This window comes from Marinomonas piezotolerans (assembly GCF_003362755.1).
Taxonomy (GTDB): domain Bacteria; phylum Pseudomonadota; class Gammaproteobacteria; order Pseudomonadales; family Marinomonadaceae; genus Marinomonas; species Marinomonas piezotolerans.
In genome coordinates this window covers 597,227-617,554 of the sequence record NZ_QKRA01000001.1, presented here as the reverse complement: position 1 = coordinate 617,554, position 20,328 = coordinate 597,227, and the positions used below count along the sequence as shown (strand labels likewise).

The 20,328-nt window shown below is 45.7% G+C and carries 16 protein-coding genes; 4 read left to right on the top strand and 12 right to left on the bottom strand.

The annotated features are described in order from the left end of the window. Window positions 1–183: 183 nt before the first annotated feature. The 7 genes from nirD to hpf all read right to left on the bottom strand — a co-directional run bounded on the left by nirD (window position 184) and on the right by hpf (window position 8,555). A complete protein-coding gene (nirD, locus tag DN730_RS02900; RefSeq protein ID WP_115466592.1) occupies window positions 184–513 on the bottom strand; it encodes a nitrite reductase small subunit NirD in 330 nt (109 codons plus the stop codon). A gap of 11 nt (window positions 514–524) precedes the next feature. Next, window positions 525–3,071, bottom strand: a complete 2,547-nt coding sequence (nirB, locus tag DN730_RS02895) for a nitrite reductase large subunit NirB (protein ID WP_115466591.1) — start codon at window positions 3,069–3,071, stop codon at window positions 525–527. Between the two features lie 59 nt (window positions 3,072–3,130). Further along, window positions 3,131–4,366, bottom strand: coding sequence for an NAD(P)/FAD-dependent oxidoreductase (locus tag DN730_RS02890; RefSeq protein ID WP_115466590.1), 1,236 nt, complete (start codon window positions 4,364–4,366; stop codon window positions 3,131–3,133). Continuing rightward, window positions 4,359–5,204 (bottom strand): ABC transporter ATP-binding protein, encoded by an 846-nt coding sequence (locus DN730_RS02885; RefSeq protein ID WP_115466589.1) that lies wholly within the window; start codon window positions 5,202–5,204, stop codon window positions 4,359–4,361. The genes DN730_RS02890 and DN730_RS02885 overlap by 8 nt, the downstream gene beginning before the upstream one ends. 27 nt (window positions 5,205–5,231) lie before the next feature. Further along, a complete protein-coding gene (locus DN730_RS02880) occupies window positions 5,232–6,203 on the bottom strand; it encodes an ABC transporter permease (protein WP_115466588.1) in 972 nt (323 codons plus the stop codon). A gap of 79 nt (window positions 6,204–6,282) precedes the next feature. Beyond that, a complete protein-coding gene (locus DN730_RS02875) occupies window positions 6,283–7,689 on the bottom strand; it encodes a CmpA/NrtA family ABC transporter substrate-binding protein (RefSeq protein ID WP_115466587.1) in 1,407 nt (468 codons plus the stop codon). Window positions 7,690–8,159: 470 nt separating this feature from the next. Beyond that, window positions 8,160–8,555, bottom strand: coding sequence for a ribosome hibernation-promoting factor, HPF/YfiA family (gene hpf / locus DN730_RS02870; protein ID WP_115466586.1), 396 nt, complete (start codon window positions 8,553–8,555; stop codon window positions 8,160–8,162). A 486-nt stretch (window positions 8,556–9,041) separates the two neighbouring features. Here hpf and DN730_RS02865 point away from each other — a divergent pair, with 486 nt between their 5' ends. Beyond that, on the top strand, window positions 9,042–9,899 hold the full coding sequence (locus tag DN730_RS02865) for a PA4780 family RIO1-like protein kinase (RefSeq protein ID WP_115466585.1): 858 nt from the start codon (window positions 9,042–9,044) through the stop codon (window positions 9,897–9,899). 76 nt (window positions 9,900–9,975) lie between these two features. Here DN730_RS02865 and DN730_RS02860 read toward each other — a convergent pair whose 3' ends face one another. The 3 genes from DN730_RS02860 to DN730_RS02850 all read right to left on the bottom strand — a co-directional run bounded on the left by DN730_RS02860 (window position 9,976) and on the right by DN730_RS02850 (window position 13,055). After that, window positions 9,976–10,287 (bottom strand): cupin domain-containing protein, encoded by a 312-nt coding sequence (locus DN730_RS02860; RefSeq protein ID WP_115466584.1) that lies wholly within the window; start codon window positions 10,285–10,287, stop codon window positions 9,976–9,978. A gap of 42 nt (window positions 10,288–10,329) precedes the next feature. Beyond that, window positions 10,330–10,875 carry a DUF924 family protein gene (locus tag DN730_RS02855; RefSeq protein ID WP_115466583.1) on the bottom strand — a complete coding sequence of 182 codons (546 nt, stop codon included), beginning with the start codon at window positions 10,873–10,875 and terminating at the stop codon, window positions 10,330–10,332. A 170-nt stretch (window positions 10,876–11,045) separates the two neighbouring features. Beyond that, window positions 11,046–13,055, bottom strand: coding sequence for a hypothetical protein (locus DN730_RS02850; RefSeq protein ID WP_115466582.1), 2,010 nt, complete (start codon window positions 13,053–13,055; stop codon window positions 11,046–11,048). A gap of 161 nt (window positions 13,056–13,216) precedes the next feature. Between DN730_RS02850 and DN730_RS02845 the strand changes: the two genes are divergently transcribed. From DN730_RS02845 to rsgA, 3 genes are all read left to right on the top strand, one after another. Beyond that, window positions 13,217–15,397, top strand: coding sequence for a sensor histidine kinase (locus tag DN730_RS02845; protein WP_115466581.1), 2,181 nt, complete (start codon window positions 13,217–13,219; stop codon window positions 15,395–15,397). Continuing rightward, entirely contained in the window at window positions 15,394–16,059 is a 666-nt protein-coding gene (locus DN730_RS02840; protein WP_115466580.1) for a response regulator, read from the top strand. The genes DN730_RS02845 and DN730_RS02840 overlap by 4 nt, the downstream gene beginning before the upstream one ends. A 319-nt stretch (window positions 16,060–16,378) precedes the next feature. After that, window positions 16,379–17,488 (top strand): ribosome small subunit-dependent GTPase A, encoded by a 1,110-nt coding sequence (gene rsgA, locus DN730_RS02835; protein ID WP_115466579.1) that lies wholly within the window; start codon window positions 16,379–16,381, stop codon window positions 17,486–17,488. Window positions 17,489–17,575: 87 nt separating this feature from the next. Here the strand turns inward: rsgA and DN730_RS02830 are convergent, their stop codons facing one another. Together DN730_RS02830 and DN730_RS02825 are read right to left on the bottom strand one after the other, a co-directional pair. Next, a complete protein-coding gene (locus DN730_RS02830; RefSeq protein ID WP_115466578.1) occupies window positions 17,576–19,153 on the bottom strand; it encodes a hypothetical protein in 1,578 nt (525 codons plus the stop codon). 93 nt (window positions 19,154–19,246) lie between these two features. Further along, complete coding sequence (locus DN730_RS02825) at window positions 19,247–20,314, bottom strand: methanobactin export MATE transporter MbnM (protein ID WP_115466577.1); 1,068 nt, start codon at window positions 20,312–20,314, stop codon at window positions 19,247–19,249. Window positions 20,315–20,328: the final 14 nt, after the last annotated feature.

The following is a 20,328-nucleotide window of genomic DNA, read 5'->3' as shown; positions in this document are numbered from 1 at the left end:
GTAAACCATCATCGGTTCAAAGTGCTACAGTTAATCATATTAAAGCAATACTCAGGCCAACTTTATAGAATTGGCCTGAGTGCGCTGTATCAAGGCTTTTTGTGGCATTTCTATTTACATAGCGTTAGCGAAGCCCCGTTAGGATGCACCAAAACTTTCCGCCGTTTGTAATGACGCACTCATTTACATCGTCATATTAATATAAACCGAATCACCCTCTATCTTTGTTTGCCACGTATTGATTTTGATTTCTTCTTCTAGGCAGGCGCCAGAGATAAGTGAGAAGTGCTGTTTGTAAAGCGGGCTTGCTACCACCCACTCTCCCTGTAAATGGCCGACAATACCACGCGATAGAACATTTGCTTTGCCAAATGGATCCCAGTTTGAGATGGCAAATATGCGCTGTTCTGCTTCTGGTACTAGAAATAACGCTAGCTGCTTACCCTGTACTCGTGCTGCGACACCTGCACCGGCAATTAGATCACTTGTCTGACATACTTTTGTCCAATTCATAAGAGTATCTCCTAGCCTGCTTTCGCGATTAATTGGGATTTTTCTTCAATTGTTGCGGGGCGAATTTGATCGCGCTCTTGAACAAACACGATGTTTTCATCTGCTGATTCGTGGTTAACAAATTGGCGGAACGTTTTCAGTGCAGCTTCATCTTCGAGGGTCGTTTTCCATTCACATTGGAACGTATCGACGACATGATTCATTTGAGCTTCAAGCTCATCACATACTCCAAGTTTGTTGTTTATAACGACATCTTTTAGATATTCTAGGCCACCCTCTAGATTCTCCATCCAGACAGACGTACGTTGTAATCGATCTGCAGTTTTGACGTAAAACATTAAAACGCGGTCGATGTATTTCACTAGCGTTTCGTCATCTAAGTCTTTTGCAAACAAATCACCATGGCGTGGCTTCATGCCACCATTACCGCACACATAAAGGTTCCAGCCGCCCTCCGTAGCAATGACACCGATATCTTTGCTTTGTGCTTCTGCACATTCGCGGGTACAGCCTGATACCGCAAATTTAATTTTATGAGGTGCACGTAGGCCTTTGTAACGATTCTCAAGTGAGACGGCCATTGAGAGGCTGTCATTTACACCGAAGCGGCACCAAGTGCTTCCGACGCACGATTTCACAGTACGTAGGGATTTGCCGTAGGCTTGACCCGTTTCAAAACCAGCAGCAATTAGTTTCTCCCAAATCTGAGGCAATTGATCAACGGTCGCACCAAATAGGTCGATACGTTGTCCGCCCGTTACCTTGGTATACAAGTTATACTCTTTCGCAACTTGACCTAACACAATGAGCTTATCAGCCGTTATTTCACCGCCTGGTATACGTGGCACGATTGAGTAGGTGCCGTCTTTTTGCATGTTTGCTAGGAAACGGTCATTGGTATCTTGTAGAGAAATGTGTTCTTTCTTAAGGACGTAATCGTTCCATACACTGGCTAAGATAGAACCCACTGCGGGCTTACAAATTTCACAGCCATGTCCCTTACCATGCTTGTCTAAAAGCTCTTGGAAGCTTTTAATACCTTCTACTTTCACTAAGTTAAAGAGGTCCTGGCGGGTATAGGCAAAGTGCTCACAGATGTCCGTGCTCACTTCAACGCCTAACGCAAGCAACTCATGGTCGACACATTTTTTTAGTAGCGCTGCACAACCACCACAACCACTGCTTGCTTTCGTAGCCTGCTTAACATCACCTAAACTCAAAGAGCCAGAATTCACCGCGTCGCTGATATCCTGTTTGGTTACATTGTGGCAACTACATATAGACGCCGTCGCGGGTAACGCATCCACACCTAAGCCAACTGGCGCGTTACCTGTCGCGGGCAGAATCAAAGACTGAGCCTGCTCAGGCAAATCAATCGCATTCAAATAGTATTGCAACAAGGTATCGTAGTAGCTGTTATCGCCAACGAGAACGGCGCCTAACAGTTTCTTGCCGTCTTCAGATACGACCATTTTGCGGTACGCATTGCTAAGCTGGTCCTGATAAACAAAGACTTTGCTGCCTTGAGTCGTAGCATGAGCGTCACCAATGGAGCCCACATCGCACCCTAATAGCTTGAGCTTGGTGCTCATATCCGCACCCGTAAATACGGTTGCTGCGTCATTTAGGAGATTCGCAACTGCCGTTTTTGCCATGGTGTAGCCAGGCGCAACGAGACCAAAGATGCGATCGTTCCAAAGCGCACATTCGCCAATGGCATAGATATCAGGATCGCTCGTTAAGCAGTGATTGTTGACACAAATGCCGCCGCGAGTCCCGATTTCTAAGCCTGATTGCTTTGCTAATGCATCTTGCGGGCGAATACCAGCAGAGAATAAGATGAGGTCCGTTTCAATGTGCGTACCATCTGCAAAGTTCATGCGATGGTAAGCGCCCTCACCGTCTACGATTTCTTTTGTCGCCGTGTCAGTATGCACTGTGACGTCCAACGCTTTAATCATATCCTTTAGAACCGCGCCACCTTGTTCATCGAGCTGAACAGGCATTAGCCGTGGTGCAAACTCTACAACATGTGTTTCCAATCCAAGACTTTTCAGAGCATTGGCTGCTTCTAGTCCTAACAGCCCGCCGCCAACTACTGTCCCAGTTTTTGCGGTGGCCGCGCACTCACGAATCGCGTCCAAATCTTCAAGTGTTCGGTAGACAAACGTGTTGTCCCGTTCATGTCCCGGAATGGGGGGAACAAAAGGATAAGAACCCGTTGCGAGAACAAGTTTGTCGTAGGAGATTGTTGTACCGTCTTTTAGCGTTAACTGTTTTGATGCGCGATCAATGCCTGTTACTAAGCAATCGGTGACATATTTAACGCCATTTTCGTCATACAGTGCGCCATCGGTCATCGCTAGCTCAGCAGCGCCCTTTCCTGTGAAATACTCACTTAGGTGAACGCGGTCATACGCTAGGTGAGGCTCTTCACCAAAAACAGTTACGTTAAAATCATTGTGTCCCCCTTGTGCAATGAGGGATTCGATAAAGTGGTGTCCAACCATACCGTTACCCACAACGACTAGGTTCTGTTTGCGTGTTAATGTCGTCATTGTCTATTCCTCACCTTTGGTGATCTCAAAGCGATAATTTAGTAAATGGCTCTTACTGGCTACGCAGCATTCTGGCGGCAATAGGCTTCGCCGAATATCAGGGTATCTAGCCAGCAAGAGACATCTGTTTTGTTTTGGATCAGCTGGAAGTACCAGCTACCATCGGCTACGTTGCCGTAAAGAATTGCGCCCACGAGTTGGCCGTCGTTGACCATTAACTTGCGGTAGTGGTTAGTGGAGATATCGGTGTAGCAAATGCAAACATCTCCAGTATCTGGCGAGATCTTTCCAACTGAGAAAAGGTCTACACCTGAGACTTTTAATTTGGTGGGTACAGCCTCAATTTGAAATGTCGAGGTTTTATCATTGAGCACCTGTAGTAATACTTTAATTTGATCCCAAATCGGTGCTACCAAACCGAATGTTTGGGATTCAAACTCACAACACTCTCCCAATGCGTAAACATCTGTATGAGAGGTACGCATTTGGGGATCGACCGTAATGGCTCGACTAGTCGCAATACCTGCGCGCTCTGCCAACGTAATCTCAGGCGTAATGCCCGCCGCCATGACAACCAAATCGGTGGGTTGGGTATGATCGTCGCATTCAATAGCAACGACTTCACCGGAGCCATCTTGTAATAAACGATTTGGTGATGTACTTAATTTAAAATCTACGCCATAGCTTTCTAGCTTAGCTTGCAGTAAGTGTGCTGCAGTACTGTCTAATTGACGATTCAGTAACCATTCAGAGCGGTGGTAGACAGTGACTTTGTGGCCTTTTTTGGCTAAGCCAACGGCTGCTTCTAAACCTAGCAAACCTCCACCGATAACGCTTACATGAAGCGAACTACATAGCTCCGTAAGCATTTCCGTGTCTTGCCAATTACGAAATCCGATAACATTTTTAGCATCGCTACCTTCAAGCGGTAAAATGCTTGATCTTGAGCCAGTCGCCAATACCAACTTGTCATATTGAATTTGAGTGCCACTGGCTAAGGTAATGGTGCGCAGGTTTACATCAAGTATCACTGCAGGATCTCCTGCAACAACTCTTACACCAGCGTTGGCCATTTTGGTCACGTCAACTAAAGGCATGTCTTCCTTGCTGATATCCTTTGCTAGCAAAGCCGAAAGCATGATGCGGTTGTATCCGACTTGTTCTTCCTCACTGATCAATGTGACTTGGTAGTTTAAGCCCAATGCGTGAACATCATGCGCCAGTTTGCTGCCAGCCATCCCACCGCCAACAATGACAAGGTTAGGCTGTGAGGAGGCTTCGTAAGTACTAACCATTGACGACTTTACCCTTCGTTTTTTTGTTGCTTGGTGCGGGAGAACTAATCGGCTCTACTTTGCGTTGTTTCTCATACAGGAAGGTCAGCACTTGGGCACGGTAATCAACGTATTTAGGGTCGTTTGCCAATGAAAGACGGTCACGTGGTCGCTCAAGATCAACATGCAGTATTTCACCTACTGTAGCCGCTGGGCCATTTGTCATCATGACAATGCGATCAGATAACAAAACAGCCTCATCGACATCGTGGGTAATCATGATGACGGTGTTGTTGAGGTCTTTTTGAATTTCCATTAAGGAGTCTTGAAGGTGGGCTCGTGTTAGAGCGTCTAATGCGCCAAATGGCTCATCCATCAATAGCACACTGGGTTCCATTGCAAGCGCCCTTGCGATGCCAACGCGTTGTTTCATCCCGCCAGAAATTTCGTCTGGACGTTTGTCGGCCGCGTGTGTCATATGCACTAATTCCAAGTTATGCATAATCCAATCGTGCATTTCTTTTTTTGTTTTTGTTTTTCGAAACACTTGCTTCACGGCCAGTTCGACATTCTCGTAAGCACTTAACCAAGGTAGAAGTGAGTGGTTTTGAAACACAACAGCACGCTCAGGACCGGGGCCTTTTACCTCTCTACCATCTAGCAATACACCGCCAGCGGTCGCATCGTACAAGCCTGCAACGATGTTTAGGACAGTTGATTTACCACAACCTGAGTGGCCAATGAGCGAGACAAATTCGCCTTTGGCTATTTTTAAGTTAACACCGTCCAGCGCTTTGAAAGGCCCTTTGGGTGTCGGGAATTCGATGGATACCTGACTGATGTCTAAATGTGTCGCCATGATTGTCTCCTTAGGTTGGGAAATGAATTAGCGAAGTACTTGGGTTTTGTCCCAAGAGACGTAGCGTTGAACGGTAAGCATGAGTCGATCCAATACAAAACCGATGAAACCAATCATGAGTACCGCGACCATGATGCGTCCCAACGAGTTGGAGCTACCATTTTGGAATTCATCCCAAACAAACTTCCCAAGCCCCGGGTTTTGCGCCAACATTTCTGCCGCGATGAGTACCATCCAAGCGATACCTAATGACAGACGTAAGCCCGTAAACATCAAAGGAATCGCAGATGGGATAACGATCTTGATGACGTGCGTGACCCAACCAAGACGCAACACTTTGGAAACGTTTAATAGGTCTTTTTCGACGGCTGCCACCCCTACAGCAGTGTTAATAAGCGTTGGCCACATGCAACATAACGTCACTGTAAACATCGACGTCAAAAACGATTTTGAAAACATTGGATCATCAGATACGTAAGATGCGCTGACCACCATTGTGACCAGTGGCAACCACGCCAACGGTGAAACAGGCTTGAATACTTGAATCACTGGGTTTAACGCACTGTACACTGAACTATTTAAGCCGATTAATATGCCGACAGGGATTGCAATTAATGTCGCTAAGCCAAATCCAGCCAATACGGTGTATAAGCTAGTAAAAATCTGATCGAAGAAAGTGGGTTTACCCGTGTAGCTGCGGATTTTGCCGACATAGCTAGGGTCTTTTGCTTGGCGTGCTTCGATGCGCTTCTCTTGGCGCTCATAAAACTGTGATTCTTTTGTTCGCTCGCGTTGATGATCATCAATGAGGCTATTCCATTGTTCATAGACAACGACAGGACCAGGAAACGTACCCAAAGAGGTATCTACTCGACTGGCTCCAACTTGCCATAATGCTAAGAACACCAACACCCCTATCACTGGGAACAGCGCCTTCTTAATGGTGAAGGTCGACAACCAGTCTTTAAGCGATGCTTTAGATAGGTTTGATAACGTCATGCTTCTCTCGCTATTTTATAAAAAGGATTGATTGGCAAGGGTCATATGACCCTTGCTATTTGGTACAAAGAGCTGAACGTTATATTTGCTCGTCGCCTTTTAGACCGATTTCGAATTTATTAAGGTATTCATTAGGGCGTTTGCCGTCATAAGTCTTACCATCGATAAATCCTGTTTGTGGTGGCTTGAAGCCATCTTCCGTAGCGAAGTCTGGGAATTCATCCGCTTCCATTAAGCCATCTTCGATCAACGCTGTTGCTGCTTGCTCGTAGATATCTGGGCGGTAAACCTCTTTCGCGGTTTTCATGTACCAGTCGTCTGATTTGCCCTCAGCAATCTGACCCCAGCGACGCATTTGCGTTAGATACCAGATTGCATCGCTGTAGTAGGGATAAGTCGCGTTATGACGGAAAAATACGTTGAAGTCAGGAATGTCACGCTTGTCACCTTTTTCATACTCAAACGTCCCCGTCATACTGTTTGCAATAACGTCGTAATCAGCACCGACGTATTCACTACGAGACAGAATTTCGACGGCTTCGGGTCGATTAGCGTTGTCGTTTTCATCTAGCCATTTAGCGGCACGTATCATGGCCTTCACAACACGAATATGAGTGATGGGATTTTCTTCCGCCCAATCACTGCTCACACCAAAGACTTTTTCTGGGTTATTTCGCCAAATTTCGTAGTCAGTAATAACAGGAACACCAATGCCTTTGAAAACGGCTTGCTGGTTCCAAGGCTCACCAACGCAATAGCCTGAGATCGTCCCTGCTTCCATCGTTGCTGGCATTTGTGGTGGGGGGGTAACAGATAGGTAAGCATCGGCTTTTAGTTGGCCGCTTGTGTCACCTTTTGCTGGTGCATAAAAACCTGGGCTAATGCCACCCGCCGCAAGCCAGTAACGTAGCTCGTAGTTGTGAGTAGACACGGGGAACACCATTCCCATGTTGAAAGGCTTACCTTCGGATTTGAATTTCTCGATTACGGGTTTTAGCGTACTAGCACTGATCGGGTGTACTGGCTTGCCATCAGGGCCCTCAGGGATGTTAGGCTTCATCATGTCCCAAACATCATTAGAAACAGTAATGCCGTTTCCGTTTAGATCCATGCTGAATGCGGTGATGATGTGCGCTTTAGTACCGTAGCCGATTGTCGCTCCTAGCGGCTGACCTGCAAGCATGTGAGCACCATCCAGCTGACCATCAATAACTCGGTCTAAAAGTACTTTCCAGTTCGCTTGAGCTTCTAGAGTCACATAAAGACCTTCGTCTTCGAAGTAGCCTTTCTCATACGCAATCGCTAAAGGCGCCATATCAGTTAGTTTGATGAAACCAAACTTTAGCTCTTCTTTTTCCGCGTAACCTAATTCTGCGTGAACGCTTCCAGAAAGTAGTCCCGCTCCAAGAATGACCGCACAAGTTAGCTTTGTCACAGCATGATAATGTGTTTGGGGTAACGCAGCGGTAAGGGCTCTTAATGTCATATTCAAACTCCAGTTTGGGCTTCTTAAAAACAAAAAAAAGGTGCATGCGAGCACAAAAAATGTGATCACAGGCACCTTTGCCAGTCATTAATGGTTCAACATTGAAGATTAATGACTTAGGCGACTTCCCCGTCAATGGGGATCGCCGAAATGTTAGTTACTGGTTCTTGTAAAGCATTTATTATGCCAATAAATTAAAAACCCCTATTTTCAACGGTTTGAATTAGATTTACTTCACTAATCAAACACAGAAGTAGATCTATTTGCCCTATTGATAGGCACCACTTTAGTTCTGCTGCACTGTATTAATTCATTTCCTAAGGTTTGTATAAAACTGTCGCTAGGCGTTTGCAGCAGCTATTACAGGGGCAGATGGGAATCAATGTATATCGTAGAGTGATGAGCTAAGTAATCTGTGGGCATAAAAAAACCCGCCTCAGCGGGTTCTTTTTTTGAGTGATTAATGAACGTTAGACAACGTCACGGCGTTCTAACTCATTAAACTCTGCTTGTTCTTCTCGCTCCTGTTCGGTTTCTACATCACGAGCGTCTGGGTGATGTTTACGACCCTCATGTTTAGATTTATGTTTCAGAAGTTGTTTCTCTAGTTTTTCTACGAGCATATCAACCGCAATCGCCAACTGTTTATCGGTGGTTACGGTTGCGAATAAATCATGGCCTGGTATGTGTACTCTCGCCTCAACGATTAGCTCGCTTTTGTTGTGATGGTTTTCTGAATTGACAATAACTTTGATAGAAGTGATGTGGCTGTTGATTTCAGCTAACTGATCCATTCCCTCTTTGATGGTAGCTTGAACTTCTTCAGTCGTATGAACGTGGTGACCGCTGATATCTAGTGTATACATAAGTGTTGATTCCTTATTCCTATCCCCTCGAAATTAGGGACGTTTAGCGTTTTATTGTCACATCTATAAACCTAAGGGCCATTGCGTCCTTTTTCAACTACTTCATTGTAAAAAGACGAACAAATAATTGCAGGTATTGCACAGAATCACCTTTTAACCTATTTGCTTCCAAAGAATTATCATTAAAGTTAATTATGTCAACCACTTATGAGCGTGGCTGCAACGAATGCGCGCACCATGGTCGTATTGGGTAACAATATGACTGGTTTTTGAGGATAGCTGTGTATTTTGTGTTCACAAATTAGGCCTAGATAAATTAGACGGTGGGTTACATACCTTTTTAGCCCTACGCTATTGTGTTACGACACCAAGCATCCGATACTCGCAGTCTAGAATCATTACCCTTCATAGTTTAGGGTAATGAGCAATCACCATGTCTAAAAGCATTCGTATTGTCTGTCGTTTGCCCCCCACAATAGGAGCCACATGAAAGTCCCTAAAAGAATTCAACCACTGATTGAAGATGGATTGGTTGATGAAGTCATCAGCCAATTAATGAGTGGCAAGGAAGCAACCGTTTATGTCGTGCGTTGTGGTTCAGATATACGTTGTGCGAAGGTTTATAAAGATGCTGGTAAGCGCAGCTTTAAACAGGCAGTGCAATATCGTGAAGGTCGCAAAGTCCGTAATAGTCGTCGTGCACGAGCGATGGAAAAAGGCTCCAAATACGGTCGTGAAGAACAAGAGACTCTTTGGCATAATGCGGAAGTTGACGCACTGTTTAAACTGGCCCAAGCGGGCGTACGAGTCCCTACTCCATATGGTTGTTTTGATGGCGTACTGTTAATGGAGCTTGTCACCGATGATGATGGTGACGTAGCCCCTCGTTTAAACGACGTGACCCTTTCTGCTGAGCAAGCACGTGCTGATCATGATCAGATTATTCGCGACGTTGTTCGTATGTTGTGCGCAGGAATCGTGCATGGGGACTTGTCCGAGTTCAATGTACTAGTTGACTCCAAAGGCCCCGTTATCATCGATTTACCGCAAGCGGTTGACGCTGTCGCTAATAACCATGCCGAATGGATGCTAGAACGCGATGTTAATAACATGCGTGATTACTATGGCGCTTTTGCCCCAGAGTTGCTTGATACAAAATATGCGAAAGAGATCTGGTCGATCTACGAAGCCGGTAAGCTCAAGCCTGATACTGAGTTAACCGGACATTTTGACGAGCCTGAGGAAGCCGCAGACGTGGATTCCGTGTTAACAGAAATTCAAGCGGCATTTGAAGAAGAGCAGGATAGATTAGATCGTATTAAAAACGCTAACGACGAAGATTAGCGCTTATTAGCGTGGCATCATTGATATGGCATGGAATAAACATGATCAGTCCATGCCGTATTAGTGTGCCAATAACTCATACGCTGCCCTCTTTTTCTACCACTAAGATCCTTGCTTCGCCCTGTGGATGGGCAACATGCTCAGTACCGATTGATGCGTAGAAAATATCGCCTACCGTAAGTAATGTCGAGAGCTCTAAGCCATCCTCTTTGTACCGCATTTCAACCGTACCATCTAACACGACAAACACTTCTTCACCATCATTGATATGCCATTTATAAGGTTGGTTTGTCCAATGTAAGCGGGTCGTTATTCCCCCCATATTGGCGATTTCTTTAGCGCCCCAAGCACGGCTTGCAGTGAACTCACGACTTCTAATAATTTCCAATGTTGATGCCTCTACTACATGGCTGATTTGTTTATAAACTGGCTAGAAACTTGAATTTGGCTGTTCAAGAAAAGCAGCTTCTTCCGCTGTCGATACACGGCCTAGAATGGCATTTCGGTGCGGATAGCGGCCAAAACGATCAATAATTGCTTTATGCTGCTTTTCAAAATGTAGGGAGTTCTCCACACCAAGCGATTCAAATAAGCGCAACGCTTCTTGATGAATCAGTTTAGATTCACTGTGCATGAATGGCATATACAGGAAGGTTCGATAATTAGTCGTTAGCTCAACATCAAAGCCTTTTGCTATCGCAAACTGAGCCAAGGATAACGCCAAGGGATCACTCGCAAACGATTCTGGCTGGTCGCGATATATGTTGCGACTGAATTGATCTAAAACGATGACCTCCGCCAGTGCTCCCTGCGCAGTATTGCGCCAACCAACGAGTTCTCCCGCCTTCGCTCGATCATGAAGTACTCCAAATCGAGACTGGATCAAAGCATCAAACGCTAAATCTTTTTCAAACCATTGCTTCGGTTCGATTTCATTGAACCAGAAGTCAATCACCTGTTGCTGAGATAAGTCCATATGGCCTCCTTTTCACATTCGTAGCACGGTATTCGCGCGACACTAATGGACTTATCATAGATCGCTTTTAAAACAGGTACATCTATTTTTTGGCGAAGTCATTGGAGTGCCTATGGCAAGTAACAGACATTTTCCCTAAAGGTTACTTGCCATTGTTTTAAGTTGTTGAGTTAAAGAGACGAGCCGTCGTTTCGTAGTACTCCATTGGTAATCACCATTTTGTCTCCAGTATTGCTGTACAGTGTGCCACTGTAGGTACCTGAGTAAACGCCATTGGCATAGACTACGTCGACCGTACATGAGCCAGAATTGTTGGAGGAATGACCTTGGTAGGACATGGCAACGCGCCGATATGCATTTGGGCCTTGACCACAAGTATACGAACCACTTTTACCTTCAGGAATCATATTTATTTGGAATGTAGGCGTGTCGCCAAGCGTTAGATAGTCTGCTACTTGTCGATCCGCGCCGTCTAAAGCTGGCACATTGTTGACTGTGACATTCTTACCGTTGACGTCCATGCTATAGCCAAGCTCGCCTTGCCCTAATCCATTACCCGCAGGAGTTTCTGGCACTTTGTAACGGAAGTATCCATCTGAAACCGTACTAAAGGAGGTTTTGTTGCTACCTTCTAGTGCCACTGCAAATCGACCTTCTACTTCCGTTGTACTCACTGATGTCACCTCGATTTTGCACGAAGCTGACAAATACGGAACACCACTTAACGTGAGAGAAATAAACGGAGCGGTACCACCGCCGCCACACTGATAAGTGCCAAGTGTGGTTGGGAACCCATAAATGGTCCATTTGGTGAGTGCGTTGGTACCATCGTAAGCCGTAAAGAAGCCAGTTTTAGTGGTTGGAACAGATGAATACAAAGGACTGCCAGCGACGGGGTGCCCAGTATAGGTATACGTTGTCTTGTTTGCGGTTCCCGTTGCTCCACTCCCTCCTGCTAACGCGGCTCCATCACCCGTTAAGTCTAGAGTTACCGGATCACTGGCCTGCTTAACCAACGTAAATTGACCATAAAACGGCTTAGTCCCAGAGCCGAACACATTCACTTCGTTAATAGCGTTATTCGATACCGACAGCGCATACTCAAGATTATTAGTGGCATCGCTCCAAACGTATTCGTTACCTCGAACGGTAAAGCTTTTGGCCACTAGAGTGTATTGGTCTGTGAGCATCAAGCTACCACTGCTACTGAAAGAAAATAGTACTTTATCTCCATTGGCATACGGCGAGCCCGTGGCAGCGCTGTTATATTCCATCGTGACGATTTTTCCTGAAACAAATGAAGGTAGCGAACTGTTACCTGCTCCCTGTTTCAATAGGTCTTTAACGTCCACAGTTTTTGTAATGGCGGCATAACCACTCAAAGCTGATTTTAGATCCGCTGCGCCATATTTCGTTGCGAAAGTTGTTAGGTGGCTGTCTAGTGTGGACGCTAATGTATTGGAGTCATACAGTAGACCTGAGATAGCGTTATCCGATGACTTTCCGTCGATGACTCCATCAGCCATATCTTGAGCGAGCTGCTCAGCAATGCTCAATGCAGGGCTTGCATTCGACGCTCCCAGTTGTGCGAGAGCTGCTAAGCGCAGCGCATAACGACCGGCGTCAGTGTTTTTTAGATCTCCTGCTGTGATTTTGTCGTCAAATAGGGTTGGCGGTTCAATAATGCTGAGTATTTCAGGCGCTAGGGCTTTACGCACGCGCTCATTGAGTTGGTCAACCGACTGATCAGTAAGGGCGATACTGTTGTTAAGGGACAATTGATAAGCCACTTCAGTCAGCGGCGTCACCCCAGTTGTTTTAGTCCCAGAAGGCACTATCGCTCGCAGCAACTTTCCCGCACCAAACGAAACAGTTGTGTTACTGGCCTCATCAAAGTAGACAGCGTCGCTGTCCCCTTTTACCGCTACAATGATAGGACCACTATAGCTACCGCTGTATGAAATTTTGATGGTGCCATCGTCTGCAAGCTCGCCCCGTGCTAATTGAGTAGAGCCATCACTTTGAAAGAGTATAACTTCTGCGTTGCTAACTTTGCCCAATGAGGGCGTAATGCTTAGCTCCGATGATGAGTCGTCTGATTCGCTCGATCCGCCACCGCACCCCGCCAATAACAAGGGTAAAGTGATCAATATAGGTGTCACAACGTTTTTAATATTCACAGCTTGATCTCCTAGTAAGCAATAGATCAGACACTACGAGTATCTGCCATATATAGGCACCCCCTCATTAGGGGGGCTAAGATGACGCTGAAAACATGCCAAACTAGTAAGGAATTGGACTACTATGAGTTAATAAGTGCATGGGTAAGTGTTAAAACCATATGAATCAAGCGCCCCCTCAATCGCTGCAGCCTACGATTGCTTTACGCTTTGCGCCAAGCAAAGTCATCATATCGACATTAATGTTGTTGTTTGTCTTTGCGGTTATTACCGTGTTTTATGCCACTCAATTGCCCAGTGTGACAGGTCAATTCAGTGTTGAAGAGCAGCGGTTAACGTACTCTGATCAAGGTAACCGTCATATTGTGACGGCGATATCAGGCATCCCTGATGAGTGGCTCCAGTTATCAGCCGTGGATTTAATTGAAGAGCCTGACTATTTGAATGATTACCAGCGGTACAATGCTTTTTTTGAAAAGCAAAGTGCGCTTTTTCACCACTTGTCGCAAAGCCATGTGTTGCTCAAAACAGAAGACGGCGCCACCCTAAAGGTGAATACGGGCTATCGACATTGGTATGAGTTGCCTTTCAACTTTTGGGCTCAGTTAGTCCCTGTTGCCATTGCATTGATCATCGGAGCATGGCTATGGTCATTTCGGCAGAATGATCCCGCCGCCACCCAGTACTATATATCAGCAATATTTATCGCGGTGACAATATTCCCAGCAGCGATCTACAGCTCTCGCCCGCTCGCGGTGTCGGGTGAGGTATTTCATTTTTTGTCAGTTATGGATCATTTAGGGTTATATATATTCTGCGCCGCGATGCTCTCGCTAAATTGGTTGTTCCCCTACCCTATTTCAGCTCTTAAAGTGCCACGTTACCTATACATTGGTTTTGCTTCGTTATGGGTACTCAACACCCTACAGTGGTTACCCAACTTTGATGTCAGTATCCGTTTGGTCTCTTGTGCTACATTGATTGGTGTTATATCGATGGTGTTGATCCATTGGTGGCGCAGTCGAACTCAACCTCAGTTTCTAATACTGATCAAGTGGTTTGCACTATCTACAATCTTTGGCCCGAGCATCTTTGTCGTGCTCATCTTTTTACCCCCAATATTTGAAATAGAGCCCCTTATTTCTCAGAGCTTTGCATTTGGTGCGTTTGCTAGCATCTATTTGATCATGGCGATCGCAGTTTCCCGTTATAAATTATTTGAATATGAAAGGTGGTGGTCTGAGAGCCTTATCTGGTTCGCATTTGGCTTATTAGTGATTGGTCTTGATGTTTTATTTATCGTGCTATTAGACATTTCATATCAGCAAGCGAGCTGGCTTGCGTTAGCGTTGACGGGGTGGGTCTATTTTCCAATTCGGCAGCGGTTATTGCACAAATTAGTATTGAGCAATGAGCAGAAACTTCAATCATTGTTACCCGATATAGTCTCGGTTATCGCAGGGAGCGCCAATCACTCTCAGTTATCGAGTGGCATGCAAGATTGCCTAGTGAAGCTATATGATCCCCTTTACATCAATTCTCTACCGCAGCGTTTAGATAAAGTGAACGTCTCCAGCGATGGTAGCCAATTGATGATTCCGTTACCTGATAAAGACAGGCGATTAGAGTTACTTTACGCGGATCGTGGCAAGCGCTTGTTCAATAGTCATGATCAAAAAACGGCCAATGCGTTGGTTAATTTGTTTAACAATGCGGTGACTGCCAGTAAGGCAAAAGAGGAAGGTATTCAGTTAGAGCGCAAACGTATCCGTCAAGATATGCACGATACGTTAGGCGGCTACTTGCTTTCGATAATGCACCAAAAACAGGACCCACAAAGTGCTTTGTTGGCTCGTTATGCCTGGAATGAGCTGAGAGATATCTTATCCGCTCTAGACGATAATATGTCCCCGCTTTCAATGAATTTGCTGCGTTGGAAAGGCGCATTAGAGAAACTTTTCACGGGTGATGACTTAGCGTTTAATTTCAACTTACATAGCTCCGCGATTGAGGTTGAAAGCCAGTTAGGAGGATTGCAACGACTGAATTTAGGGCAGGTTTTAAGAGAGGCTGTGACGAATGCTTTTCGTCATGCTGCGCCAACTTTTATCAATGTCGACATTCAATATGACACTGGCGACCTATTGATCCGGATCGAGCATGACGGACAGGTCGCACCTCCAGATAGTTGGAAACCTGGCAGAGGGTTGACGCATATAAGAAGTCGCGTGGCTCAGCTGCAAGGGGTCATCAACTGGCAAATGTCTTCAGTAGGACATCTTGTGATGACGCTGAGCGTGCCTATCGTTTTGAAACACACTACACAACAGGGGCGCGTATGAAAAACATCGTCGTACTAGAAGACCACCCAGACGTGCAGCAATGGGTGGTGAAACTCTGTAAGCGGGTATTTCCTCAGGCTGTCGTGGTGGGCATCTCTACCGTATCGGAAGTTCATGCTTTGGATATTTGCAAAACGGATTTGATGATGGTGGATTTAAATCTTCCTGACGGCCGCGGCGATTCAGTGATTTCTTATATCAAAGCTAGAAAAGCATCGGTTCAATGTATTGTCCTCACCAGTTTTGATGACGACGACTATCTTTTCAGCGCATTGAAGGCCGGTGCAAACGGCTACTTATTAAAAGATCAGCAAGAAGACGAATTGGTTGCTATGCTCCAAGGTATCGTCTCGGATAGGCCTGCCCTATCGCCTCTTATTGCTATGAAACTTTTGAATCAATTCCACACCACTAATCCACTCGAAGGCCAGCGTCCTGATCTAAACGATGAAGAAATCGAAGCAAACCTATTGCATCTGACGCCTAGAGAAAGCGAAGTACTGCGCTTGATCGCCAAAGGTTATAGTGTCAAAGAGTCCGCCAAGCTTATGGATATAAGTCATCACACCGTCTCTGGTTATATTAAAGAGATTTATCGCAAGCTACACGTAAACTCAAGAGCAGAAGCTGCGAGCCTTGCTACTCGCTTAGGGCTAAATTAGTGTGTCGAGGCTAGGCAAGTTACATCGTTCAATGATGTTAAGTTCAATCCGCTGTTTTAAGTGTTGACCAAACGCTTAAACTCAACCAGAATCAATGGTTCAAGTTCACTGTTAAGGAGATAGTTGATGATTGTTTTGTACTCGACGCCGAATCAGGCAGCAAAGAGTGACATATCTTAGAACTACGTTAATTGTAAGTCGATAGCGTTTTCGAACCACTCCTCTATACGATCTTGCTCCAAAGATCCCTCCTGTCTCATCCGGCGTTCACAGCGTTACCTAACGAATTTTTTTGTTACCTTAGCCGGAGTTTTTAAAATTGAATATCTCTAACTTACAGTCTTTAGGCTGGAGCCATTTTTATCTGCAACAATTAGATGCGCACGCATTTGAGAAGCTACAATCCAATGAATGGTTTGCTTTTCGAATCAGCGCTATACATCGATCAATCATCAAAGGCGTAGGCCATCAATGGGACGACGGAGAAGTTGAGTTGCTCTGCCCTGATCGATTTAAACCCATCAGTGAGCACTTGTGTGTCGGTGATTGGGTGATCGCAGAACAAGTCAATGAGCACTATCGAATTGTTGACGTCTTGGAAGCTAAAAACCAACTAGAGAGATTTAGTAATCAAAAGCGTCAAATGATCGCAGCCAATATTGATTACCTCTTTATCGTTACCAGCGCTAACCGTGATTTCAATATGAAGCGGTTAGAGCGCTACTTAGCGATGGCGTACGAAAGCTCTATTGAACCAGTGATTGTTCTCAATAAAATCGATCTGACCGAAGATCCAGAGGTGTATCTAGACGAGATCTGTACTCTAAAGGCCCACAATGTGATCGGAGTGTCCATGCGACAGCCCGATACGTTGTTGGCGTTTAATCACTTTCTTTACGCAGGAACAACCATCGCAATGGTGGGCTCCTCTGGTGTCGGTAAGTCGTCTTTAATCAATGCGCTATTTCACTCTACTTCTACGCCTAACGATGTTAATCAGGCCGTCATTCAAGACGTAGGAGGAATTCGTGAGGACGATGATAAGGGCAAGCATACGACGACCTCGCGGCAGCTAATCATCAATGAGCAAAGTGTATTATTCATTGATACGCCAGGCATACGAGAGTTGAAGTTGCTCAGTGCACAAGACGGTATTGAAGAAGTGTTTAGTGACATTGTGCAGTTAGGTTTACGCTGTAAATTCACTGATTGTACTCATCAAACTGAACCTGGATGTCAGATCTTAAGAGCGTTAGAGGTGGGAGAGCTTTCCATCTCTCATTGGGAAAACTATCAAAAGCTGCTCAAGGAAGACGCGTTTAATGAGCGTTCAGCACAAGGTGCTTATGCACAGCGGCAACATATGAAATCGTTTAGTAAGCAGATTTTAAGAACGCAATCGAAGAACCGCGAAGCAAAAGGGAAATAAAACTGTGTGATGTGAGTCATCCGCTAGTTAGGGCCTTTAACGACTCTAACTAGCGGTGCTCTTTATCCATCTTATAACGCTATTGCGCTACTTGTCATCGAGTTCAAAAATCTCCAGTGTCGACTTGTCTCGGTTGGGCGTGTCAAATGTCGCTGCCCCGACAAGCGCTTTGGAGCCGTTCATAATGGCCTGGATATTTGTCGTTTGCCCGCTTAAATCCAGTTCAGTAATCGGGCCAAACGTCTTGGTCGTTAAATCAAACCATCTGTATTCTGCTTTGTTTGGATCGGTGATCAATGAGACAGACGTTACACCCACTACAATTCCCTTGCTGGAGTCTAAGGCCGTCCCCACTTGGACCGTGTCACTGATCGAGCCAGAGTTAGCCGAATCAAACAGTGTTCCGTTATCCCATGTGTCGGAAGACGCATCAAAGAACTGTGCAACCAAAGGCTTACCGTATGCGGCTAAGATATTGCCTTCGTTATTGAGCGAGAATTGCAACCAGCTTGTTGTATTCCGCTTGCCTGTTTGGTCGTTATGTTCAATGGTGCCTAGCTGCTCGACTTTCTGCCATGTGTTATTTTCATAACGAATGGCCCAAATGCTGGCATCGCTTTGCTGAGCGGTTTCGCAGCTACTGGAATTCTTAAAAAATACCCCCACAACGGCTGTTTTTCGGTCAGGAGACTCAGCAACCGTTAGGCTATTCCCCAAATAGCCATCGGGGTTCGCACATTTAAAATCTTTCTCCCCTGAAGCATCCAAACTAATGATGGCGGGTGTAGACCAAGTGGCATTGGTCTTATCGAAGGTTGAAGCAAACACTTTATGCTTGGAGTCCCCTGTCCCATCAACAATCATTTGCACCGTCTGGTCGCCACCGATTAAACCCACATCGTGAGCCATAAAAGAGGTGCACCCTGCACATAAACCACTCACGGTTTGTTTCGTTGACCAATTAGTACCATCGAAGTAGCTGTATTCAACTGTGCTGGTTGTCGCGGCTTTTCGTTTCCACACCGCAACTGCTTTAGTGGTCGCACCATCTCTCCATGCCGTAACACGAGGAAAGTAGATTTCATGTGTCGTATCGTTATGGAGCGTTGCGGGTGTGGATGCCGTCTGATTTGAGGATGTCCAAATGGACGCTAATACATCGGCTTGGAATCTATTAGTAGGTTGCGCCCACGCCATTATGACATCACCGTTTGATGTCATGTCAGTGTCGTACATCTTGTTCCACGTGTAAGAATTGTTATTACCGTAGTACAGATTTTTGGAGCTTGTATCAATCGCAACAGGCTCTGAAAACCCAGTGCCTAAGTTAAACGTTCCAACAAGGTCGTCACTGAATGCGGCATTCAAGCCGATATTAGACACTGCGGCAATCGCTGAACCATTTGTGACGAACTCTACAAATGTTGCTGATCCGCCTTTATTGTAGGTTCTCTTTAGCAATGATGTCTTAGTCGTTGTCGAGCCATTCGTAGAGCCGCCAGTATTCCCTGATGTACCAGAAGTGCCGGATGAATTACCCGTTGAATTCGTTACATTGCTTGATGTATCGGTGCTTTTTTCGTCTGAGTCTGAGCTTTCTTGGCAAGCGCTAAGTGTCAGTACCAGAAAGCTGATAAAGACGTACTTAAGTGGTTGGGAGAACATGTTCTTACCTCATATAGACTATTTCTATATAGAAAAGGTAAGGAACGTAAGGCTGGCCAACAATCCCCTAATTGGGGGGGATTACGTGAACTGCTATCTAAATGGCGATGTGTGCTGTTCCGCATTCACGAACGATTCGTCTGTTAGGCTGTTTAAGAAGCTGATCAACGCTTGCTTGTCATGTTGTGAAAGGCTGAATGGCTTTATATTCACATCGCGTAGCGGTGAAGGATCACCGTGCATAGCCGCTCGGCCTCCTGCTGCGTAATGATCAATTACCTCCTCTAACGTTGAGATTGAGCCATCGTGCATATAAGGCGCACTAAGGGCAATATTGCGAAGCGTAGGCGTGCGGAATTTACCCATGTCTAAAGGGTTCTTCGTAATGTCGTATAATCCTTGGTCTGTATCAGGGTACGCTCCTGCACCGTCGACATTATATAGTCCCGTATTGTGAAAACCGGGCTGATTGGTCGCATCGGAGAAATGAACGCCAGAGTGACAATTGGAGCACCCCAGATCGTCGCTAAAGAACAACGCCATACCGCGCTTTGCCTCGTCTGATATGGCATTGTTTTGATGCTCATACTGGAAGCGATCAAACGGTGAGTTGTAGCTAATCAGAGTACGCTGGAACGCGCCCAACGCTTTTAAAATGCGATCAAACGTGATGTCAGGCGTACCAAAAGCAGCCTCAAACATATTAGGGATAAGTGGGTGGTGCTGGTAATAAAGTAAAACACGTTGCTCGTGGTTTTTGGTGCCCATTTCAACGGGGGAGTGACCGAATAACGGTACTTTAGCCTGTTCCTCAAACAGTATTTGATTGGGGTTTGACCACGTTAGGGATGTCATATAGGCACTGTTGACGATTGCTTGGGTGTTGCGTCGATGGAACTCCCCATTCAGGCCAACGGCGACCGTTCGATTCTCGGCAAACCCATTGCTGGGTAAATGGCAAGTCGAGCAAGAGACATAGCCAACGCCAGACAAGTTAGAGTCAAAAAATAGTCGCTGGCCCAACGCAACTTTCTCAGAGGACATCGGGTTGTCTTTGGGAACGGGGGGCGGTGATAGCCAATCGGGTAACTGCCATTCAAATGCCGAACAGAACGGTACGGAAACGCTAATAAGTAACAGTGTTACAAAACGCCATTTCATGATCGGGCCCACTT

Excerpts from the sequence above, each read along its gene's own strand:
- DN730_RS02890 (WP_115466590.1), bottom strand. The coding sequence starts at position 4,366 with ATGGTTAGTACTTACGAAGCCTCCTCACAGCCTAACCTTGTCATTGTT.
- hpf (WP_115466586.1), bottom strand. The coding sequence starts at position 8,555 with ATGTATACACTAGATATCAGCGGTCACCACGTTCATACGACTGAAGAA.
- DN730_RS02875 (WP_115466587.1), bottom strand. The coding sequence starts at position 7,689 with ATGACATTAAGAGCCCTTACCGCTGCGTTACCCCAAACACATTATCAT.
- DN730_RS02840 (WP_115466580.1), top strand. The coding sequence starts at position 15,394 with ATGAAAAACATCGTCGTACTAGAAGACCACCCAGACGTGCAGCAATGG.
- DN730_RS02825 (WP_115466577.1), bottom strand. The coding sequence starts at position 20,314 with ATGAAATGGCGTTTTGTAACACTGTTACTTATTAGCGTTTCCGTACCG.
- nirB (WP_115466591.1), bottom strand. The coding sequence starts at position 3,071 with ATGACGACATTAACACGCAAACAGAACCTAGTCGTTGTGGGTAACGGT.
- DN730_RS02830 (WP_115466578.1), bottom strand. The coding sequence starts at position 19,153 with ATGTTCTCCCAACCACTTAAGTACGTCTTTATCAGCTTTCTGGTACTG.
- DN730_RS02845 (WP_115466581.1), top strand. The coding sequence starts at position 13,217 with ATGAATCAAGCGCCCCCTCAATCGCTGCAGCCTACGATTGCTTTACGC.
- DN730_RS02880 (WP_115466588.1), bottom strand. The coding sequence starts at position 6,203 with ATGACGTTATCAAACCTATCTAAAGCATCGCTTAAAGACTGGTTGTCG.
- DN730_RS02865 (WP_115466585.1), top strand. The coding sequence starts at position 9,042 with ATGAAAGTCCCTAAAAGAATTCAACCACTGATTGAAGATGGATTGGTT.
- DN730_RS02885 (WP_115466589.1), bottom strand. The coding sequence starts at position 5,204 with ATGGCGACACATTTAGACATCAGTCAGGTATCCATCGAATTCCCGACA.
- DN730_RS02855 (WP_115466583.1), bottom strand. The coding sequence starts at position 10,875 with ATGGACTTATCTCAGCAACAGGTGATTGACTTCTGGTTCAATGAAATC.
- nirD (WP_115466592.1), bottom strand. The coding sequence starts at position 513 with ATGAATTGGACAAAAGTATGTCAGACAAGTGATCTAATTGCCGGTGCA.